This is a genomic window from Agarivorans sp. Toyoura001 (genome assembly GCF_005405585.1).
Lineage (GTDB): Bacteria > Pseudomonadota > Gammaproteobacteria > Enterobacterales > Celerinatantimonadaceae > Agarivorans.
In genome coordinates, this window is the sequence record NZ_BJEQ01000023.1 from 1 (window position 1) to 19,847 (window position 19,847).

The following is a 19,847-nucleotide window of genomic DNA, read 5'->3' on the forward strand; positions in this document are numbered from 1 at the left end:
CTAAAAAACTCACCTTTCAGCACTACATCAACATTGTTACCGAGCGCTATGAGCGGCTTCAGCATCTTGAGCAAGAGCTACAGATAATTGCCCAAGACTGGTCTTGGTATCCGTTAGTCCAATACCTAACAGCGTTGCGTGGTATTCGCTTCTTATCGGCTATTACTCTGGTCGCAGAACTCGGTGACATGCGCCGTTTTGCTAACCCGCGTTCACTGATGAATTTTGTGGGCTTAACGCCCTCAGAATACTCCAGTGGTAACCGACAAAAACAAGGCGGTATTACTAAGTGTGGGAATACTCATGCACGGCGAATATTGATAGAAGCGGCTTGGGCTTACCGCTTTCCCCCCAAAGTTTCGAGAGAGTTACTGATACGCCAGCAAGACCAATCAATAAAACTACAGCAGCGTTCATGGGAGGCTCAGCTTCGATTATGTCGACGCTTTGCCCAACTCAAACATCGTGGCAAAGAACACAACAAAGTGGTGACCGCAGTAGCCAGAGAGCTATTGGGTTACATCTGGGACATTGCCCAGCGCTTTGACCCTAAGAGCCAACATATAGGGTAGAAATAGAAAGAAGCTAAGTATTTAAACAACTTGAGTGAGTAAGACCTGCGGCAGCGGTGAGAGCAATCCTCGAGGGCGTTAAGCGATGTAAACTCGCGCACCTAGACTGAGGCAAGGCTCCAAAGGCGTAAACAAGTAATGCGATAACCAACTCGCGAATATCAGCAAGGTCAACCGCCGACACTTACTTGCCAAAGGTCTCTCATTCAGGTTTTCTATGCCGGTGTTAATCGGTAGAAGTAGACTTGTGCGTGTTGACAGTGGGGATCATATCAACGCCCCGCTTAAGGGCAAAAATACACAGGCTAAAATTATTGAGCTTCGCGAGGACAGCCTGTGTATTTTTGTCCCAGCGAGCGAAGCGAGTATCTACAGCGGCTTGTTAGAGGGGCTGGTACCAACCTCAGCTAGTTGGGTATGCGCGCCCTAGATTTTTAGACGAAAGAGAGAATAATTTATCACTAGGGACTCCAAGGCTCAGCAATTTACCATGTGTATCTGATACCCCATCAATTTCTTCACCTCTATGATTCCAATTCCTCCAATGTGCATCAGGATAAGCTTCTAAAATGCAATTAAAGTATGGAATGTCGATGCTATTAATAGAGTGACCAAGCACAATGATTTTGGTTACATCTCCATAACTTTCTAGATGTTCCCTATGCTCTTCTAGTATTTCATTGACTGGTTTATGAAATTTATCAGTTACAGATGCTAGAGTTTGAAATGACTCCTCAAACCAAGGCTCATTTTGATTTGGTTCCATAGATCTGGATTGATTGCTATTTCCTATACCATGCCCAAATATCACATTCCATCTGGCTTTACCATGAATATGTAGCACGTCTTCATCTGGCACTAAATATACATCTTGTAGGGTAGATGTATAATTAAAGTTGATAAATTTAAACCCTTTTGGGAAGTCCATAAATTTAGTGGCTTGCTTTACATCTATCCCGTTAATCCAAGATATAAATGCGCTTCTTATATCATCAACCAACTCATCAGTTTTTTGAGATATTTCATCATTATAGCCGTTCACGTATTTAGATGACTCTATCATGTCATCCATACCTGGTTCCCACGCAGCACCCTCTCTGAAGTTATCCTCATCGAAAAGTCCTAAATTTTCTTCGAAATTTGACCATTCTTGGTCATCAAAAAAATTGGGGAAATGAACAAAATGGTCATCTAGTCGCTCATTATATTTTTTATAAAAATACCAATAACTTGTAGGTAAACGATTTTGTATATCAAACCCATTACCAACGATAACTAAAGTTGCCAACCTAATCCCTCTATTGTTAAGAAATGCAAATCACCATTTGGATAATCACCCAGATATATTGCCCCTCTAACGCTAAGTAGGCCGCACGTGCGACCTATCCCATTCAATGATCGCGCGGCCTATCACAAAAAATATGATCTTAATCACATTCGCTCATCAATTCTTGATTTGATATTAACTCATTGTCTAACTTAGTTTTTTACTCGGAATCAATCAATCGTCAATCCATTTCTATCATTGATTACTTTGACAAAAGACGCAAACGAAACTACAAATACTGTATAAATATACAGCCAAAAAGTGCGCAACATGTCAAACACACCACTGCGGCTCCAGCAGCGATTTAGAAATACGATTTATCAGCACCATTACAGTATTCGCACCGAGCAAACCTATTGGCATTGGATAAAACGTTTTTTGTATTTTAATCACAAACAACACCCAGCAAAGCTCGGAGCTGCTGACATTGAGCGATTTCTCACTCACCTAGCGGTCGATAGACAAGTTGCTCCAGCGACTCAAAACATCGCGTTTAATGCCTTAATGTTTCTCTATAACAAAGTACTGCGTATCGAAATGATTGGAATTCAGGCTAAACGCGCAAAAAAAAGAGTCAACATTCCCGTGGTTTTTACTCGAGGAGAAGTGAGCCAGGTAATTGCGAATTTACCGGCGGACTATAAGATCATGGCTTCACTGCTATACGGTTCGGGATTAAGACTCAGTGAATGTTTGAGATTACGGATTAAGGACTTAGATTTTGATCAAAATACAATTACCGTACGGCAAGGCAAAGGTAATAAAGATCGCGTGACTCTATTACCCCCTAACTTGATCCCAACGCTTCGCGATAACATTCTCCTGAGCAAAAGTGTTTTTACCCACGATATGAGTCTACATTATGGCGGAGCAACAATGCCTTACGCGTTAGCCCGTAAGTATCCACATTCTCAACGATCGTTTTCTTGGCAGTTTTTGTTTCCTTCTACTCGCCTGTGTATCGATGCTAGAACAGGTGAGCTCAAGCGTCATCATATTCACCATAGTGTGCTCCAGAAAGCTGTCACCAAAGCCGTGCGTAATGCTGGAATAAATAAGCCTGCAAGTTGTCATACCTTTAGGCATAGCTTTGCCACCCACCTTTTAGAACAAGGGACTGATTTAAGAACTATACAAGAATTACTTGGCCATCAAGATGTAACAACAACCGAAATTTACACACATGTTATCGGTCGTCATACCACGGGCGTCAAAAGCCCTTTAGAGTGCTTAGTTCAAGCTGCAAAATAGATGATTTATTTAAAGCGCTTCAAAGCGATTATGCATTCTAGTTGGCGATTAAACTTGGTTCGTAAATCAAAAACAAAGCCATTAGTTTTAATCGGGAACGCTCATTCATGGGAGAGATGGTCGTAAGAAGACTCAACATGTTTTGGGGCTGAAATGAGACAGACCACAAATGCCCAACAGTTTCTTTAAAGCAATAATATTCAAGCTTATTGTGCATGCTCAAACTTTATTGTTTACCGGCGCTAAGCCCTTCGAACAGGGCATCATCAGCAAGCAATAAGTGAACTAAATAGCCTCAGCCTCTTCCCATGATTGTTTTTTGCGGTAAATGGTTGAAGGGCTTACATCTAATAGCTCGGCGGCTTTTGGAATATTGCCATCGCAGTGATCAATCGCATGTTCAATGGCTTCTTTCTCGGTGATCCACAAAGGTTGAATTTGGTATTGGCTGCCACCCACTACATTTGCGCTAATTTCAGCCGCCTCTACTTCTTCCTGATGGCGACCATCTTTACCAATCGCTCCTTCAGGCACTAGGGTGTTAATAGGTGGTGGAAGCTGGCTAGCTAACACCTCTTTACCGTCATGCAAAACGCAAATATTGCGGATTACATTTTGCAATTGGCGAACATTGCCCGGCCAATCGTAATTACTCATTACCGTAGCAGTTAGGCTAGAAAAACGGCGGAATTGTTTGCCCTCTTCTTTGGCATAACGGCGCAGAAATTTTTGAGCAATGCCCGGTACATCTAAGCCACGTTCACGCAGTGGTGGTAGGTGAATAGGCACAACGTACAAACGGTAGTATAAGTCTTCTCTAAAACGCCCTGCTTGCACTTCTTCCCATGGGTCTCGGTTAGTGGCACACAAAAAACGCACATCAACTTGCTCTTCTTGGCTGCCTCCTACTTTTTGAAATCGCCCCGTTTGCACAAAGCGCAGTAGCTTTGTTTGTAAGTCCATGTCCATTTCACCAATTTCATCAAGGAACAAGGTGCCTCCATGAGCTTGCGAAGCCGCGCCAGAACGCATGGATGATGCTCCGGTAAAGGCACCTTTTACATGGCCAAATATTTCACTTTCCATTAAGTCTTTTGGAATGGCGCCACAATTTATAGCAATAAAAGGTTTGTCGGCTCTGCCACCTTCTTTATGGATTGCCTCTGCACACACTTCTTTACCTGTTCCACTCTCTCCGGTAATAAACACTGTGGCTTTGCTGGGCGCTACTGCTTCAATCATACGATACACATTTTGCATGCTTAAGCTGCCACCAATAAAGCCATGGAAGCTGTCGCGCCCCGCATCGGCTTGGTAGTCTTCTACTAACGATTTTAGTTTGTGCAGGTTAACGGCATTGTTCACAGTCACTTTTAGGCGGCTGGCATCAAAGGGTTTTTCTATAAAATCCACCACCCCTAAACGCATTGAATCAACCGCTACATCCACAGAACCATAGGCGGTAATAATAATCACCGAGGTCGGTAAGCTGCGCTCAACCATCCACTCTAACACTTGCATACCGCCCATATCGGGTAGGTTTAAATCAAGTAACATGACCTGAGGCGATTGTTTTGATAAGAAGTCTATTGCTGCGCTGCCGGTAGCTACGCGCTCTAGTTTAAGGTTTTCTTTACTAAGATACGCTTGATAAGTGGCAGCCAATGTTTCGCTATCTTCTACTAACAATACCGAGGCTTTAAGCTCAGTTCCCATAGCATCTCCCTAGGCAATAACTGTTTTTTCATACTGCTTAATTGCAGTAAGCGTTTGTTCTACGGTGTTCGCCAATGTTGGCACATGTTCATCTAACGCTGATATGTCGGAAGCTTTACCTGCTACCTCAATAGCCAACGCTAACTTACGTAAGCGCTCGCCACCAAATGTTGCCACATTCCCCTTCATGGTGTGGGCAGCTAAGGCCACATCATCAAACTCTTGCTGCTGATGAGCCAGTGTAATGGTGGCCAATTGAGCCTCAGTTTCTTGGTAAAGCAACGAAAGCATTACTGGCAGTGCGTCTAAACCTGCGTCTTTTACCAACTGCTCAAGCACTTGTCGGTTAAGCAGTAAGCTAAGATCTTGTTCGGGTTCATCGTTTGCTACTTCTGTATCAACGTCAACTTGATCAAGCGTATGACTGACTAAAGGAGCTTCAACAACGGTTAGTGTTGGTGTTTTTTCCTTATACCATTGCACTAGTTTAGCTCTAAGCAAGGGGATATCGATAGGCTTAGTGATAAAATCATTCATACCTGCTGCAAAACAAGCTTGTTTGTCTTCGGCAAAGGCATTGGCGGTCATGGCTAATATTGGCGTTTGCTGATTAAGGCCCTCAGCTTCTCGTATCTTTCTAGTGGCAGCCAATCCATCCATCACCGGCATGGCCATGTCCATTAAGATAATGTCGTAATGATTATGCTGACACATTTCTACGGCTATTTGGCCGTTTTCAGCGCTGCTCAATTCTTTAATAAAGTCTTTAAGCACTTGAGTCACCACAGCGCGATTCATGGCGCTATCTTCCACCAATAAAATGCGCGCATGTTTGGCTAATTCGGGATTAGGCTCTTTCTGCTCCAGTGCATCGTCTAGTTGAATAGTAGGCGCGTGTCGCCCTCTAAATGGCAAACGAACAGTAAAGGTTGTGCCGCGGCCAACTTCACTCTCTACTTCAACTTCGCCCCCCATTTTCTCCACTAACTGACGGGTAATCGCCAACCCTAAGCCGGTGCCGGAGTATCGTTTAGTGACACCGCTTTCTACTTGGAAAAACTCTTCAAACAAACGTTCTTTATCTTCTTTCTCAATGCCTATACCAGTATCTTTTACTTTTAGCTCCATGCCATAAGGCTGGATAGGTTTTAGAGCCAACGTTACCCCACCCTCAGAAGTAAATTTAATCGCGTTGCCCATTAAATTAAATACAATTTGCCTAAAGCGCAGCGGCTCACCAAAGTACTCGGGGAAAATGTCATCGTCTATCTGCAATTCAAATTTCAAGGCTTTTTGCTGAGCGGTGGTATTAAATAGCCTAACAATACTTTTTAAGGTCTCCGCTGCAGAAAACCACTCATTGTTAAACTCTAACTGACCGGCTTCAATTTTTGAAAAATCCAATACGTTGTTTACCAAGGCCATTAAGGTATGGCCTGCTTCGTTGCCGGTATCAACAAAGCCTTGCTGCTCTAAGCTTAAGTCTGTGTCTTTAAGGATTTGATTCATATTAATAATGGCATTTAGCGGGGTACGAATTTCATGGCTCATACTGGCAAGGAAACGGCTCTTGGCTAAACTGGCCGCTTCGGCGTCTTGCCTGGCGCGCTCTAAGGATTGCTCAACGGCTTTCTGCTCGCTTAAATCGGTAAAGTGCGCAACGTAATGCGTCACCTCGCCTTCGCTGTCTTGAACCGAAGAAATGCTTAACCACTCAGGCAGTCGCTCACCATTTTTACGAAGATTTACGATTTCACCCGACCACTCGCCCTGCTGTTTGAGATGCAACCACATGTTGTTGAAAAAGGCTTGATCATGCTCACCGGAGCTTAAAATAGATGGTGTTTGGCCAATGGCTTCTTCTTCTGAATAGCCAGTGATTCGGCTAAAAGCGTGGTTCACTCGAACAATTTCTGCGTGTTGATTAGTGATAAAAATGGCTTCGTTGGCGTCAAAGGCTTCAGCGGCTAACTGCAACTCTTGCTCGGTGCGCTTTCTATCGGAGATATCTCGCATAAACGCGGTAAATATTGTGTCATCGCCCACTTCAACCGAGCTAATGGTGAGCTCTGAGAGAAACTCTCGGCCATCTTTATGCAATGCAGGTAACTCTAAACGTTGATTAAGCACCGGGGCTTCGCCGGTTTCTCTGAAGTGTTTCATGCCATTGCGGTGAGCATCCCGAAAGGCCTCGGGCACAATAAAGCTCGCCAGTTCTTTGCCCACCACTTCATCGTGAGTAAAGCCAAAAATACGTTCGGCACTTTGGCTAAACTCCAGCACGTAACCATGGCGATCGGTGGTAATTACCGCGTCCATGGCCGAGCTAATGGTTGCTTTTAGAATCGACTGGTTTTGCTCTAGCTCTAAGGCTAATTTTTCTTGTACCTCTATGGCCTGTTTAAACTCTAAATGTGATTGCTCCAACGCAGCAGACATTTTGTTAAAGGCTCGCGAGACTTCTGAGATCTCATCTTTACCCTTCACATCAAGCTGAATGCCCGGTCCAATTTGGGTAATGGTTTTAGCAGCATCGCGCAGGCCACCGAGTTGGCGGGTAAGGTAAGTGCCAAGCAAAAACGAAAACAAAGCCACTAAGCTAATTTCTAACAGCGCAATGCTTACGCCAAAGGAACTCGCTTCAGAAATTAAGCCGTGTAGGCCATGATCATAAATGCCAATTTGAATGTGACCATAGAGTTTGTTGCCGATAACAACATCACTTTCATTAACAAATATCTTGTGTTCATGGTCACCAAGGTTAGGGTCTACCGAAGGATGCTGATGTGGTTCGATTCCACCTTTAGACAATAAGCGTTTGTTCTGGTCTGTAATCACCACATAGGCGACATCTTTTTGCGAGGAAAATTCTTCAGTTAGGCTATCAAGTGTGGCTAAGTCGGTGGTGATAATGGCATTTTTAGTGGTAGACGCAAACAGCGACGACATCATTCTGCCATGCTGTTCCACTTGTAACTCATTTGAATCGTACAGCCATCCAATGCTGCTATAAACCAATACCCCTAATAATACGGCTTCTATTAGGGCCACGCCGAGAACGGTTTTCGCTTTAAAGCTTAGATTCATCGCGCCTTTCCATGCTTGTCATTAAGGCTAGTTAATGATGTGTATCACCTATACTGAGCTGGCGCACATCGTCCCAATCTTTGTCTTTGGCGACCACAAAACCTTTCATTTTAAGGCCATCCAATAAGGCTTGCTGCTCAGGTTTATTCTCCATTTCAACCAAAGCTTGCTGAATTTTTTTAACCACCTCTGCTGGCACCTCTGGGTGGGCAGCAATGGCATGAGGTGTATAATCTGGCGACTCCCACAGTATTTTCAATTGGTCGGTGACATCTGCGTCACCATTAGCAAAAGTGCGCGGTATTCCGCCACCAGCTGGATACAAGCCTGCCGCTACCGCGCGATATACCGAGTCATGCGAACCAACATACTTGGGTACAAACTCAACACCCTGTTGCTCTAAGTATCCTCGAGTGACTACACTCGCTGCAAAAGCCCGTGGAGCCGGAAAGACTAAGGTTTTACCATTCAATTGTTGAACATCGGTGATATTGATATCACTATCAGTCCTTACCACTATAATACCATTTAGCTTTTTGTCTTTAGTTTTAGCAAAAGCTTTATATCCTGGCGAAGCAGAAAACACTTGGTAATGAAAAGGATTCATGTAGGCAAAGTCATATTCGCCGTTGGCTAAACGCTTCTCAAACTCAGGAATACTGGGGGCGGTTTTAAACTCCACTTGATAACCACTGGTGTCGCTAACCGCATCTAACACGGGGCTCCACTGCAGTGCTAAACGGGTAGCCGATTGCTGTGGCACTATGCCAAAGGTATAGCTTTTTGCTTCAGCACTGCTGCTAATAATCGCCAAGATCACCAGCAAAATAGCCACTAACAACACGGTGACTTTAATCTGCATTTTTCGCTTTGCTTTGTACTGTTTACTCTTAATCTCGAGAAACGCTATATCTGGTTTCTGCTTACTCAATGTGGCTGATGCTCCATTGTTGGTTTGTAATATAAAAAACATATCATACCCTTATCGAAAGTAATTGAGAGTTAACAAGAATTCTTTGCAGCACACGCTGGAAACGAGGAAAGAAAATGGTAATTCGTGAGGTTTCTCTCACTAACTCAGATTGCAGGCTGGGATTAAAGCGATCGTTCATCACAACTCCGAGTAAACGAATGTCTTCGGTTCGTAGGTCTGCAATGGCCGCTTCAAACGCCGGGCGAGAAGTCACTCCAGCCATCATGGTCATAATGCTGGCATCACAACCCGCAAGAGCGCGTTGCGCTGATACGTTGCCACAGTTGTTTTGGTTAACTGCTGAAGTATCAATCAGCACCAACTGGTAACTTTGTTTCCACTGCTCTGTCCATTGCTCAATCACTCCTGGTTCTTTTAACGACAACAGCGATACTTTGTCTAAGGGTACTGGCAAGTAATCAATGCCCGATTGTGGGTCTTTAATCATTCCTTGTACCTTGCCTCTGTCCCAGCCTAAATCAAACACGGGTTGGTCAAAGTGACGGGGATGGTGCAAGTTAAAATCAACCACTAATACGCTACGCCCAGCTCCGGCTGCGCGCCTTGCAATGGCATCTACCAAGGTGGAAACCCCTTCCTCTGGTTGACTTGAGCTCACCCCAATACAGGTGTTTTGTTGAATCGGTAAGCGCTGATATATGCGCTCCAACTCTTGATAAGTTGACGGTAAATTAATCATAGGAACCCCAACAATGCGCTAATGGTAACAATACGGAATACATCTTCCATGCCCTGGCGAGCTTTGTGCCAACCACTTTCTTCACGTGATGGAATGTAAACAGTGTCGCCAGCTCTAATCACTGGCAACATGCCAAAGTCACCGGTTTTAGAAAACTCTAATAGGTTGAAGGTACGCGCTTGGTCTTTACAGCAAGACAGGTTTACTACGGTGATTTTCTCAGGGAAACCATCGTTATCTACACCACCCGCTTCGGCTAATAAGTCCAACAAGGTCATATCATCGTTAAAGCGGTAGCGACCAGGTTTGTTTACCGAGCCCAATACCCGCACGGTGCGTTCTTTCTTTTCAGACAACCAGTTGCGGTCTTTTTCAGGAATGTAGATTGAGTCGCCCGGTACTACGTTTGGTAGCAAAGACTCATCACCTGTTTCGAAGTACATCGCTAAATCTAGCTTTGATACTTGTGAGTGTTTACCGTTGCGGTGACTAATTCGCACATTGCTAATGTCGGCTTTTTCCGACGGGCCATCGGCCGCTGCAAGAATATCCAGAAAGTGCATGCTTGGGTCAAAACGGTAGCGACCAGGGGCAACCACTTGACCAAATACGTAGATTGAATCTTCGCTGGCTTGGCGCACCCATTGTGATTTATTGTCACTTGGGTCATCTGGCAACTGCGGCACCATAATGGTGGTACCCGCCACAATCTGAGGTAAACGCTTATTGCTAATCTTACCCGCTAGGTAAGCATTTAAATCAAAGTTAACCGAGCGTGTATTGCCGTTAGCATCGCTAAACAACACCGTGATTTTAGCCATATCGGCATTAGGTTTAGGCCCGCCAGCATGCGCTAATAGGTCCATTAAGTTCATTTCGTTGGCCCACTCAAAGCGGCCTGGGCGGTTTACTTCACCCATTACTTTTACTGCACGGTTTGGTGATACCTTGGTCCACGACTTTTCATTTAAGTCGGTTTTCTCAGGAATAAATATCGCATCACCAGGTGTGATTTTTGGCAGCTGGGCTGTGCGCCCTTCGGTGAACGATTGCAAGTCAAAACGCTCAACCGTTCCGTTGCTGCGAATCACTCTAATTTGGCGGGTTTCAGCAAAGCGCGTTGGGCCGCCAGAGTTAGCTAATACATCTAAAAATCCAGCTGACTTGTTACCCTCGTACGCACCAGGCTTAAATACTTCACCCATTACATACACCGTATTTGCACCGGCTTTAATCTCTTCTTCTTGCTTAGGCACAAACACGGTAGTGCCGGCGCTTAACTGTGGCAGCATGTTGCTGTCACCAGTATCTAAGTAGCGCTTTAAGTTAAACAGCTTTGGCTCACCATTAATGATGACGCGAATTTGCTCCACACTGGCATAACGAGTCACCCCACCAGCACGCATTAACATATCCACTAACGAGGCTGATTCTTTATATGAAAAACTGCCTGGGTTATATACCTCACCAAATACTTTAACTGCGGTACGATCTTCTGCTGCGTCGCCTTTGTCGTTAAGCGTTTTAGGGTCAAAATCCACCGCGACATTGCCAATTTTTGGCGATGCAGGCACAAACAATACATCTAAAGATTCCAGCTCAGGCAATACACTCAAATCGCCAGAATCTAAGTAACGCTTGTAGTTAAATATTTTGGCTTGCTCAAAGCTGTCGCGGCGCAGTTGCATGCGGTCTAACTGCGCGCCAGAACGTAAACCACCAGCGGCTTGAATTGCCATTTGAATGCCAGCACCTTCGGCTAACACCACTTCGCCTGGCTGGCCAACAAAACCTAATACACTAATGCGGATACGACGCTCTTCGAGTAACACACGCAACCCGGCTAAATCACGATAAGCTTTAGATAACTCGCGCTTAATCTTTTCTTGCATTTGCTGCTCGGTAAAGCCCGATACCATGATTGGACCCACTTCTGGCAGAATTAATCGGCCATTTCGGTCTACCTCAAAGCTTTTGTCGAGCGAGGCTTCACCAGGAAGAATAATGCGTACCACGTCACCCGCCTGTACTTGAGGGCTAGCCGCTAATGCATTGGCGCTAAAGACAATGCTCATAACAAAACCTAGAATCATCCATGCCGCCACAATGCCTTTACATACTTTTGAAGTATTCATGAGCGTGCTCCTTATTGACCACGTTGAGCGAAAAAGTGATTGTCGGCGTCGATAACGCTAATGGTAACTCGACGGTTAGAGTGGCGAATCGCGTCGCTTTCGCCTTCAGAATAAGGTTGTGAATCAGCCACTGCTGCTAGCTTAATCTGTTGTTCGTTCATACCCATCTCAGCCATGTAATCAGCCACCGCTTGGGCGCGAGCTAAAGATAAACGCTGCTTATAAGCCTCATCACCTTTGCTGTCGCTATGGCCGGTAATAATTAACGCTACTTTGCTCGCAGCAATAATTGGCGTGAGATTAGTGAGTTGATCTTTGTAGGCTGGAGTCAGTTCGCTTGAATCAAAAGCAAACTGATTATTGCTGTTTAGCGCGTCGCTAATGCTGACCATTAATTGTGAAGATTGAATGTGGCCTAAGCGGTCGGTTTGGCAAGCACCGCTTTCGGTTACTCGGTCTAGGCGCTGCTCAAGCATGTTCACAAAGTGTTGTTGAATTTCGATATCATTGGCAGCATCAAAGGTTAAGCCACCCTCTAATTCACGAACAATGCGTTGCTGCTGCAAACGAGCCTGAGTGACAGAAGCAGGGAAACATAATTCGGCACCTTCTAACACCAACAAATCTAACTGATGCTTAACTAATACCGCTTCAAAATGTAGACCGTGTTCTGGGCCTAATTCGCGAAGATCGGTAGTGCCAGTGTCGCCGTCCATCCAAGCCAATATAGCGTGTTGATGCTCAGCAAAACCACCACGTCCTTGTTCTGGCCAACTGGTACAAGCTGAGGTCATTGTTAACAATACGGGGATAATAATGCTACGCATGATAGGCTCCTTGAGTCCTGCTTAAGCGGCGATAGAAGGTAAGGTGTCAACACTGTTTGGTTGACTAGGAAGCGTGTCTAACATGGTAATGATGTGGTTAACACGAAGCATCACGAGTAAATCTCGCGGCTGTTGTTGAGCGCCTACAATAATAAGACGACCACCCGCTGCATTAATGCGTTTGAACATAAATACCAACGCGCCAATACCAGAAGCATCTAAAAAATCGACATGCGCCAAATTCACAATAACCAGCTTGCTGGCCGCTTGGTGACAAATGTTTTCAAACTGATTTTTGTGCTGAGCACAAGACTTAGCATCAAAGGCACCATTGATAGATGCTGTTACGTCGCCTTGGTCTGAAGTAGTTAGTTGCATATTCATAATTCGCTCCACAATTCCTGATTCTCAAGACTGTTAAAGCGAGTTCTGTGCCACTTACAAATTAGTAATTATAAACAATGAGTTATATGCAAAATAGCAAAGTAAAACAGTAAGTTTAGATGGGATTAACAGTGCTTTTGCAAATTGCAATTTGGCTAGTTTAGGCTTTAACAGTCAATGCTTAATTAGTGGGCAGTGGCAATTTAGGCCATAAAAAAGCCCGAGCGTTTGAGGCTCAGGCTTGGTAAACGAAGCGGTGTTGCTTAGAGTTTAAACTGATTAATCATGTCACCCAATTCATTATTGATGGCAGCAATACGCTGGGTTTCGCTACGCTGGCTTTTCCCTTCATTGTTTAGGTTTTCTACCATGCCGTGGATTTGGTGCATGCTTTTATTAATGTCTTGAATAACAATATTCTGCTCGCTGGCCGAGGTAGATACCTGGCTATTCAATTCGTTAATTTGGTGAATAAAGTCACCCAGCTTTTGCAAACTGACCGAAGTTTTATCGGCCTCTTCTACCGTATCTGAGCAGGTATGTTCGGTACTGCCAATCGACGACACCACTAAGCTAGCTTCTTGCTTAAGTTTGGTTAAGGCCAAGCCGATCTCGCTAGTACTGGTTTGAGTGCGACTGGCGAGTGCTCTAACCTCATCGGCCACCACTGCAAACCCTCGTCCTTGATCTCCTGCTCGCGCGGCTTCAATCGATGCATTAAGCGCTAACAAGTTGGTTTGCTCGGCAATACTGCCAATCACTTCAACAATATGTTGAATACTCGCCGTTTCATTATTCATATTCTCTACGTTGCTAGAGGTTTCATGAATCTCAGTGGCTAGGGCTTCAATCTTTTGTTGAGTAGTTTTAATGGTTTGTACCGAGTCTTCACCGCTTTGATTGGCCTCATTGGCGTATTTGGCTGCGGCTGAAGTATTACCCTCTACTAGCTCAGCGGTATTAGATAACTCTTCAATAGCGGCCACAATTTGGGTAGTTTCGTTGGTATGCTGATTAAGAATCTCACTGCTGCTTTGGCTGTATTTATCCAGCGTTTCAATACCGTCAGAAAGCTTAGAGCGGGCACTGTTTATTTCTAATAGCATAGTTTGCAACTGTGCGATAAAACCGTTGATGCCTTGGGCAATGATGCCAATGTCATCGTCGGTTTTCACCTCTAAGCGCTGGGTTAAATCACCACTACCTTGGCCTAGTTCGGTCACTAAATCTCTAAGCTTAATAATCGGCTGGTAAAGCTGATTCAATACAAACAATAGAATAATAACCGACACTAAGGTTGCAACAGTAATAATAGTTGCTACTTTATAGGTGGTTGCTTGCAGGGGCGCAAACGCTGTTGATTCATCTACCGCAATCAATACATACCATTCGTTATCGCCTAGTAAGCTCACTCGTTGGCTGACAAACAACGTTGATTGCTGATTAACATCGGCATACTGAATCGCTTTATCTTGTCCTATCAAGCCACGATAAACCTGCTTAAATACATCCAGATCAGCAATATTGTCTTTTTGCTTCACCCACTCGTTAGTAGAGGCTAATACCAAGCCACTTTTATCCACCACTAAACCTGTTGCACCGGCAATTTCGCTTAAAGAACTCAACTGCTTTTGCAGATGGTCAAAACGCAAATCAGCCATAATCACCCCTTGCTTGATTGGGTGCATCACGCCAACCATTGGCACGCCATCGCTGCGCGTAAAAAACACATCGCTGAGTGACAAAGTAGCGGTCTTTTTAGCGGCTTTATACCACGGGCGAGTACGAGGATCGTATTTATCTAAACGCCCCACGCCCTCTGGAAAAGACTCAGAAGCTTTAGATACAAACGAGGAACCATCGTCAAAGCCAATAATCACCTTATACACGCCACCTAAGCGAGCGGTATATTCGGTCATAGCAACGTGGTTACTGTTTATGTTTTTCTCTTGGTATAACTTAGCGAGCTGATTAACCGCGCCGGTTGTGCGCTGAAACGAGGTATTAATCTCTGTAGTTTTTTGTTCAATAGTATGATGAATATCCCTTAACAAACTATTGGTAATCTGATCTTTTAGCAGAGTGTAAGAAAGGTAACCTGTTACTAATAAAGATAAAACAAGCATAAAAGTCATAGCCGACAGCAAGCTTGATTTAAAGCCAAAGCGATTCATCCATTTTCACCATTTGTAATATTATATATTTAACAATACTGCTTTTAAGTGACACTTAATGTTAAACACTTCAACAAAATGAAACTCTATGACTGCAGAGTAAATACCTTCTTTTAACGCCTCACAAACATATTTCAACTACAACACACATTCTGCATCTGGTTCGCGGGCATTTTCAGCCCGTAAAGCAGAGATACGGTCAGCCGGCATCGGTTTGTAGAACAAACAGCCCTTATCACTGCCCTTTACCAGCCACTACCACCCATACTGTTTTTATTAACACTCCCATATCTTGTATTAACCAACTACCACATTGGCTTAGGCTTAAGGCATAACAATGGTCATAAGCTAGCTTCTGTTTTACGTCTTCAATGCTTGAGTCATAAGCTAAATTCACTTGTGCTAGACCGGTGATCCCTGGCTTAATGCCTACCGTGCGTTCGCTATAAAAGGGAATGGCTTGCTCCAAGCTTTGATAAAACACTGGGCGCTCTGGGCGCGGCCCTACCAAAGACATTTCACCTTTAAGTACATTGATTAACTGCGGCAATTCGTCGATGCGTGTTTTACGGAGAAACTTACCTACGCAAGTAATTCGCTTATCTTGCTTGGTGGCCCACACCGCCCCACTCACTTGCTCAGCATCACTGCGCATACTTCTAAATTTATAAATTTCAAATAGCTGCACATAGTCTTTAGTGATTAACCCTACTCGGGTTTGCTGGTAAAACACAGGCCCCTTTGAATCTAGCTTTATCGCTAAGGCCATTAGCGGAAATAAGGGACTAAACACAACCAGTAATACACTGGCGCCCACTATGTCGAAAAACCGCTTGCCTGCACTAACCCATGGACTAACAAAACACGTTAAACGCTTTTTCTTAAGCTTTTTAGCCACATAGTCCACACAACCCAACATGCTAGAGAAATGGCCTTCGACTAAATAGTTAAGGCTACCGATGGCTCCAGGCAACGTAACCTTAGGCAATACTCTTGGCAACATAGCAAGGCTGTAACCTAACAGTTGCAAGGTAAAGAGTACCGCGAACAAGGTAGATTGAGTGCTTAATATCATTGCACCAAAGAAGCTAGTTAACATAAACAAAGGAATAGTTACGCGTAAAGCCTTGCCCGAGAAGAAGGTAAAAGCCACACCTTTAAAACGCGGTAACAACATATGACGCAGGCGAATTAATTGCTGTAAGTTACCAGCACCAATGCGCTTTCTGCGACTGCGATCTTGGCTATCGGCCGCATGCTCAAGCTCTAAGGCACGAATATTAGGCTCGTATATGGCGCGGTAGCCTTGCGCTACAATATCCATAGGAATAACAAAATCATCGTTAATGGTGTCTTCTGGCATACGTCTAAATAGCGATTTTCGAATTAAATAAAATGCCCCGTGTGCGCCTAGTGGCGCGCCCATTTCAGCTTCACAACGTTTCACTTCGCGCTGATAGTCCCAATATGCCTGCTCACCCACCGAACCTGGGCTAAGCAAATGATAATAACCACATACCACTCCAACATCGCTTTGCTTGAATTGGCTCGCAGCAATGAGCATGGCATCTACCGAGATAAGGGCAGATACATCCGACAAGGCCACGATGTCGGCTTTGCTTTGACTAATGTGCTGATTTAATACCGCCACCTTGCCTTGATTTTGAAACTGCTCACAGACTTCTATTGCAAAACTGCAAAAAGTGAGTTCTTCCAAACACGCTCGCGCTTCTGCAGCGGTATCATCAGTGCAACCATCGCAAATAATCTTAATCGTTAAGCGAGCGTCAGGGTAATCGAGTGTGGCTAAGTTAATTAACTTGGCGGCAATATAATCTTGCTCGTTGTAAGCCGGAATCAACAACTCAATAAGCGGTAACTGAGCATCGTCTTCGCAATGGTGATATTTGCGCACCACTGAAACAGGTATCGCCTGCGTTGGCTGTTTATGCCCTTTGCTGAGAAGCTTAAGCAGCAAAGGATAAAGTGCATGATGATAAACCACCAAAAACATCGCGATCAGGGTTAAGTAAATGAGAGTATTCATAATCATGCCCCTATAAGTAACGATGACGAAGTGCGGCGTAGTTACGCGCGGTGGTACGTAAATCACCAGACTGCTTAACAAACTGGCGCGGATTGCCAGTAGCTGGCTTTTCTAGCTTAAGCTCTAAAGCTTGGGCCATAGCAAACGCTGAACCCGGCTCAACTAATGTGCCAGTGCGCGGGCATAAGGCTTCGGTAGATGCGCCTACATTGGTCACAACGGCGGGGACCTCACAAGACTGTGCTTCTAATATCACTAACGACAAACCTTCGAAATAAGAAGGCAAACAAAACAGATCTAAGCTTTGGTAAAAGCGCGGCATTGACTCAATGGAGCCTAAAAAGTGCACGCGTTCTTGTAAGTGTAAAGATTCAACCAATTGTTCTAATTGCTTACGTTGGCTGCCATCACCTGCAAATGCTAAATGCACATCTTCTGGTAAAAACGACAATGACTCGATCAATACTGCTTGGCCTTTTTCTAATTCCAAGCGGCCAGCGCAACCAATTAAACGAAAATGCTCTGGCAAACCCAGCTCACGACGAGCCACTACTTTGCTACCTGGTGCAAAGCTGCGGGTATCTACACCATTTTTAATCACCTGCACTTTTTCATCATCAAAGCCTAAGGCCGCCTTTAGCTCACCAGCCACTAAATTGGCGTCTGCGACCAGCATAGGTTTAACAAATTTGAGTGCGGCAGCTTGCACCAAACGGCGGCGTTGCTGACGTAAATGCCAAGCATCATGCTCGGTATGAATCACTACTTTCACGCCAGCTAAACGCGCGGCTATGCCACCATAAATAAGCGGGCCAATATGGTGAGTATGCACTACTGGCACTGCCCAGCGGCGAAACAAGTTAACCAACTTCCACAAGGTTGAAAGTCGAAAACCCGGCTTTTTGTCTAAAAACATCAAGCGGTCAGCAAAGGGGCGAAGGCGCGGCCATGCCGCCAGTGCTTCTTCTTTGTTGCCTTCCAGTGAGATAATTACCCCCTGCTCATGCGTCTCTTCCATGCGTTGTAAATCTAAGGCCATGGTTTCTATACCACCGGGCTGTAAGTGCTGTACGACTTGGATCCAAATACTCATCATGTAATCCTCTTTAATGCGATTCATTAAGCGGAGGAATACGGCTTAACACCGACACTCCAGCTATATCTTCAATATCTTTAATGGTGCGTAAACTCGAATCAGTTAGCTCAGCCATCACCGCTAAGCTGATACCGATAGCAACGCCACCCACAAAACCAGCAACAACAAACATCCATAATGGCAAGGTAGACGGGCCACTGGGGGTATAAGCGCGGTCAATAATTTTGATTCGGTCAGCTTGCTCAAACACCCCTAACGCACCGGTTACTTGTGCCATTTCGTAGCGGGTTAACATGTTTTCATACAGGCTGCGTTTCACTCGCAAATTGCGATTTAGAATACGGAGTTGTTTCTCTTGCTCACCCACCGAGCCAATTTGTTGCTGTATAGAATTTGCCAAACTTTTTAATTGCGATACCTCTGCTGCTAAGGCGTCTACTCGCTGGCGAGCAATCATTAAGGCCTCTACTTGCACAATTAGCATTTCACCATTGGATTCAGTAATTGAGATTTGCTGCTGCAGTAAGGCAGAGCTGTCGGTTTTGCTTACCGCAGATTCGGGTAAAGCGAGCACTTCTTCTCGTTCTTGCTCCAAATGGCGCAGTACCCGTTTAATCGCCAAAACTTTAGAGTGCCCCTCGGTGTAGCGAGACATTAAGGTGGCCAGCTCAGCACGATTAAGCACAATTTGTTCTTCTAGGCGGGTTAACACAGGATTAGTACGAGATAACTGTTGGTCAATGCTGCCTAAGCTTTGCTTAGCGCCCGCCAATTCGGCCTCGCGTTCAATTAGACGCTGGCGCACTCGCGATAGCCGCTCTGTATTTGCAGCATGCTGCTCGGGCAAACCATCAGAATGTAGCGTGCGATAACTCGCTAACGCTTGCTCTGCTTCTTCAAGCTCTATACTACTGGTACTTAAGTGCTCGCGAAGAAAGCGTTCAGACTCTTGAATAGACGAGCGCTCAGGGGCTAAAAGCTGCTCAATAAAATGTTTAGACACCGTTTCTAATAACTGACTCATGCCCTGCGGAGTGGTTGATTTGTAATCAATTCGAATTAAATCCTTACCCACTTGGCGAACCGTTAAGGCCGACGATAAACGCGCAATCACCTGCTCTTTACGCTGTGGGCTGTCGGTTTCAAACATCAAGCCTTGCTCAATAGCCACTTCGCTCAATACGTGGCGACTATGCAGCAAGGTGGTCAGCGCTTCCATTCGGCCTTCTACATTGGCCGATACGGCTAAATCTTCTAAAAATGGATTAAGGCTGGCAGTTTCCTGCACTAACATACTGGTATGCGACGCATATTGTTTGTCCGACATTAGTGACACAACAGCCCCAACAATCGGCATCAATAGAATAGGTAGAGCAATTAAGTAACGTCGACGCCATAGGGCATCAACAATTAAATATATTCTTGGTAGTAATTCGCCCATTGTATTCTCCACTTGATTCAAGCTTTGAATAGCGAAATCCGTACCAACATTTTTAATTGCTATTTATCATGCACTTAATGATAGTTTCAAGTTGAAATCTAGAGGGTATTGCATTTT

General features: G+C 44.7%; 14 protein-coding genes. 2 read left to right on the forward strand and 12 right to left on the reverse strand.

The genetic code is table 11. The features are described from left to right. The coding region (locus tag FFR00_RS19430; RefSeq protein ID WP_137675080.1) for a transposase at nucleotides 1-572 on the forward strand (572 nt) is incomplete at its 5' end. Nucleotides 573-975: 403 nt separating this feature from the next. On the opposite strand, the gene FFR00_RS19435 is transcribed toward FFR00_RS19430, so the two are convergent. Continuing rightward, nucleotides 976-1,860: an AbiH family protein gene (locus tag FFR00_RS19435; protein ID WP_137675081.1), complete on the reverse strand. Its 885-nt coding sequence runs from the start codon at nucleotides 1,858-1,860 to the stop codon at nucleotides 976-978. Nucleotides 1,861-2,169: 309 nt separating this feature from the next. Here FFR00_RS19435 and FFR00_RS19440 point away from each other — a divergent pair, with 309 nt between their 5' ends. Then, on the forward strand, nucleotides 2,170-3,150 hold the full coding sequence (locus FFR00_RS19440) for an integron integrase (protein ID WP_137675082.1): 981 nt from the start codon (nucleotides 2,170-2,172) through the stop codon (nucleotides 3,148-3,150). A 285-nt stretch (nucleotides 3,151-3,435) separates the two neighbouring features. Here FFR00_RS19440 and FFR00_RS19445 read toward each other — a convergent pair whose 3' ends face one another. The 11 genes from FFR00_RS19445 to FFR00_RS19495 all read right to left on the reverse strand — a co-directional run bounded on the left by FFR00_RS19445 (nucleotide 3,436) and on the right by FFR00_RS19495 (nucleotide 19,730). Continuing rightward, on the reverse strand, nucleotides 3,436-4,866 hold the full coding sequence (locus FFR00_RS19445; RefSeq protein ID WP_137675083.1) for a sigma-54 dependent transcriptional regulator: 1,431 nt from the start codon (nucleotides 4,864-4,866) through the stop codon (nucleotides 3,436-3,438). A gap of 9 nt (nucleotides 4,867-4,875) precedes the next feature. Then, nucleotides 4,876-7,953: a PAS domain S-box protein gene (locus FFR00_RS19450; protein ID WP_137675084.1), complete on the reverse strand. Its 3,078-nt coding sequence runs from the start codon at nucleotides 7,951-7,953 to the stop codon at nucleotides 4,876-4,878. A gap of 31 nt (nucleotides 7,954-7,984) precedes the next feature. Then, the gene (locus FFR00_RS19455) at nucleotides 7,985-8,926 is read right to left on the reverse strand and encodes a phosphate/phosphite/phosphonate ABC transporter substrate-binding protein (RefSeq protein ID WP_235836265.1); all 942 of its coding nucleotides are present in this window, start codon (nucleotides 8,924-8,926) and stop codon (nucleotides 7,985-7,987) included. A 1-nt stretch (nucleotide 8,927) separates the two neighbouring features. Beyond that, nucleotides 8,928-9,626, reverse strand: a complete 699-nt coding sequence (locus FFR00_RS19460; protein WP_137675085.1) for a CpsD/CapB family tyrosine-protein kinase — start codon at nucleotides 9,624-9,626, stop codon at nucleotides 8,928-8,930. Next, the gene (locus FFR00_RS19465) at nucleotides 9,623-11,761 is read right to left on the reverse strand and encodes an SLBB domain-containing protein (protein WP_137675086.1); all 2,139 of its coding nucleotides are present in this window, start codon (nucleotides 11,759-11,761) and stop codon (nucleotides 9,623-9,625) included. Before FFR00_RS19465 ends, FFR00_RS19460 begins: the two co-directional genes overlap by 4 nt. A gap of 11 nt (nucleotides 11,762-11,772) precedes the next feature. After that, nucleotides 11,773-12,588 carry an OmpA family protein gene (locus tag FFR00_RS19470; RefSeq protein ID WP_137675087.1) on the reverse strand — a complete coding sequence of 272 codons (816 nt, stop codon included), beginning with the start codon at nucleotides 12,586-12,588 and terminating at the stop codon, nucleotides 11,773-11,775. 21 nt (nucleotides 12,589-12,609) lie between these two features. Next, nucleotides 12,610-12,972 carry an STAS domain-containing protein gene (locus FFR00_RS19475; protein WP_137675088.1) on the reverse strand — a complete coding sequence of 121 codons (363 nt, stop codon included), beginning with the start codon at nucleotides 12,970-12,972 and terminating at the stop codon, nucleotides 12,610-12,612. Nucleotides 12,973-13,235: 263 nt separating this feature from the next. Then, nucleotides 13,236-15,146 carry a methyl-accepting chemotaxis protein gene (locus FFR00_RS19480; protein ID WP_137675089.1) on the reverse strand — a complete coding sequence of 637 codons (1,911 nt, stop codon included), beginning with the start codon at nucleotides 15,144-15,146 and terminating at the stop codon, nucleotides 13,236-13,238. Nucleotides 15,147-15,381: 235 nt separating this feature from the next. Further along, nucleotides 15,382-17,193 carry a sugar transferase gene (locus FFR00_RS19485; RefSeq protein ID WP_161985210.1) on the reverse strand — a complete coding sequence of 604 codons (1,812 nt, stop codon included), beginning with the start codon at nucleotides 17,191-17,193 and terminating at the stop codon, nucleotides 15,382-15,384. Nucleotides 17,194-17,203: 10 nt separating this feature from the next. Continuing rightward, nucleotides 17,204-18,289, reverse strand: coding sequence for a glycosyltransferase (locus FFR00_RS19490; protein ID WP_235836266.1), 1,086 nt, complete (start codon nucleotides 18,287-18,289; stop codon nucleotides 17,204-17,206). 10 nt (nucleotides 18,290-18,299) lie between these two features. Next, nucleotides 18,300-19,730: a Wzz/FepE/Etk N-terminal domain-containing protein gene (locus FFR00_RS19495; RefSeq protein ID WP_137675091.1), complete on the reverse strand. Its 1,431-nt coding sequence runs from the start codon at nucleotides 19,728-19,730 to the stop codon at nucleotides 18,300-18,302. Between the last annotated feature and the right edge of the window lie 117 nt (nucleotides 19,731-19,847).

Coding starts and splice junctions, on each gene's coding strand:
- FFR00_RS19445 (WP_137675083.1), bottom strand. CDS start 4,866: ATGGGAACTGAGCTTAAAGCCTCGGTATTGTTAGTAGAAGATAGCGAA.
- FFR00_RS19460 (WP_137675085.1), bottom strand. CDS start 9,626: ATGATTAATTTACCGTCAACTTATCAAGAGTTGGAGCGCATATATCAG.
- FFR00_RS19490 (WP_235836266.1), bottom strand. CDS start 18,289: ATGATGAGTATTTGGATCCAAGTCGTACAGCACTTACAGCCCGGTGGT.
- FFR00_RS19485 (WP_161985210.1), bottom strand. CDS start 17,193: ATGAATACTCTCATTTACTTAACCCTGATCGCGATGTTTTTGGTGGTT.
- FFR00_RS19455 (WP_235836265.1), bottom strand. CDS start 8,926: ATGTTTTTTATATTACAAACCAACAATGGAGCATCAGCCACATTGAGT.
- FFR00_RS19465 (WP_137675086.1), bottom strand. CDS start 11,761: ATGAATACTTCAAAAGTATGTAAAGGCATTGTGGCGGCATGGATGATT.
- FFR00_RS19470 (WP_137675087.1), bottom strand. CDS start 12,588: ATGCGTAGCATTATTATCCCCGTATTGTTAACAATGACCTCAGCTTGT.
- FFR00_RS19480 (WP_137675089.1), bottom strand. CDS start 15,146: ATGAATCGCTTTGGCTTTAAATCAAGCTTGCTGTCGGCTATGACTTTT.
- FFR00_RS19450 (WP_137675084.1), bottom strand. CDS start 7,953: ATGAATCTAAGCTTTAAAGCGAAAACCGTTCTCGGCGTGGCCCTAATA.
- FFR00_RS19495 (WP_137675091.1), bottom strand. CDS start 19,730: ATGGGCGAATTACTACCAAGAATATATTTAATTGTTGATGCCCTATGG.
- FFR00_RS19440 (WP_137675082.1), top strand. CDS start 2,170: ATGTCAAACACACCACTGCGGCTCCAGCAGCGATTTAGAAATACGATT.
- FFR00_RS19475 (WP_137675088.1), bottom strand. CDS start 12,972: ATGAATATGCAACTAACTACTTCAGACCAAGGCGACGTAACAGCATCT.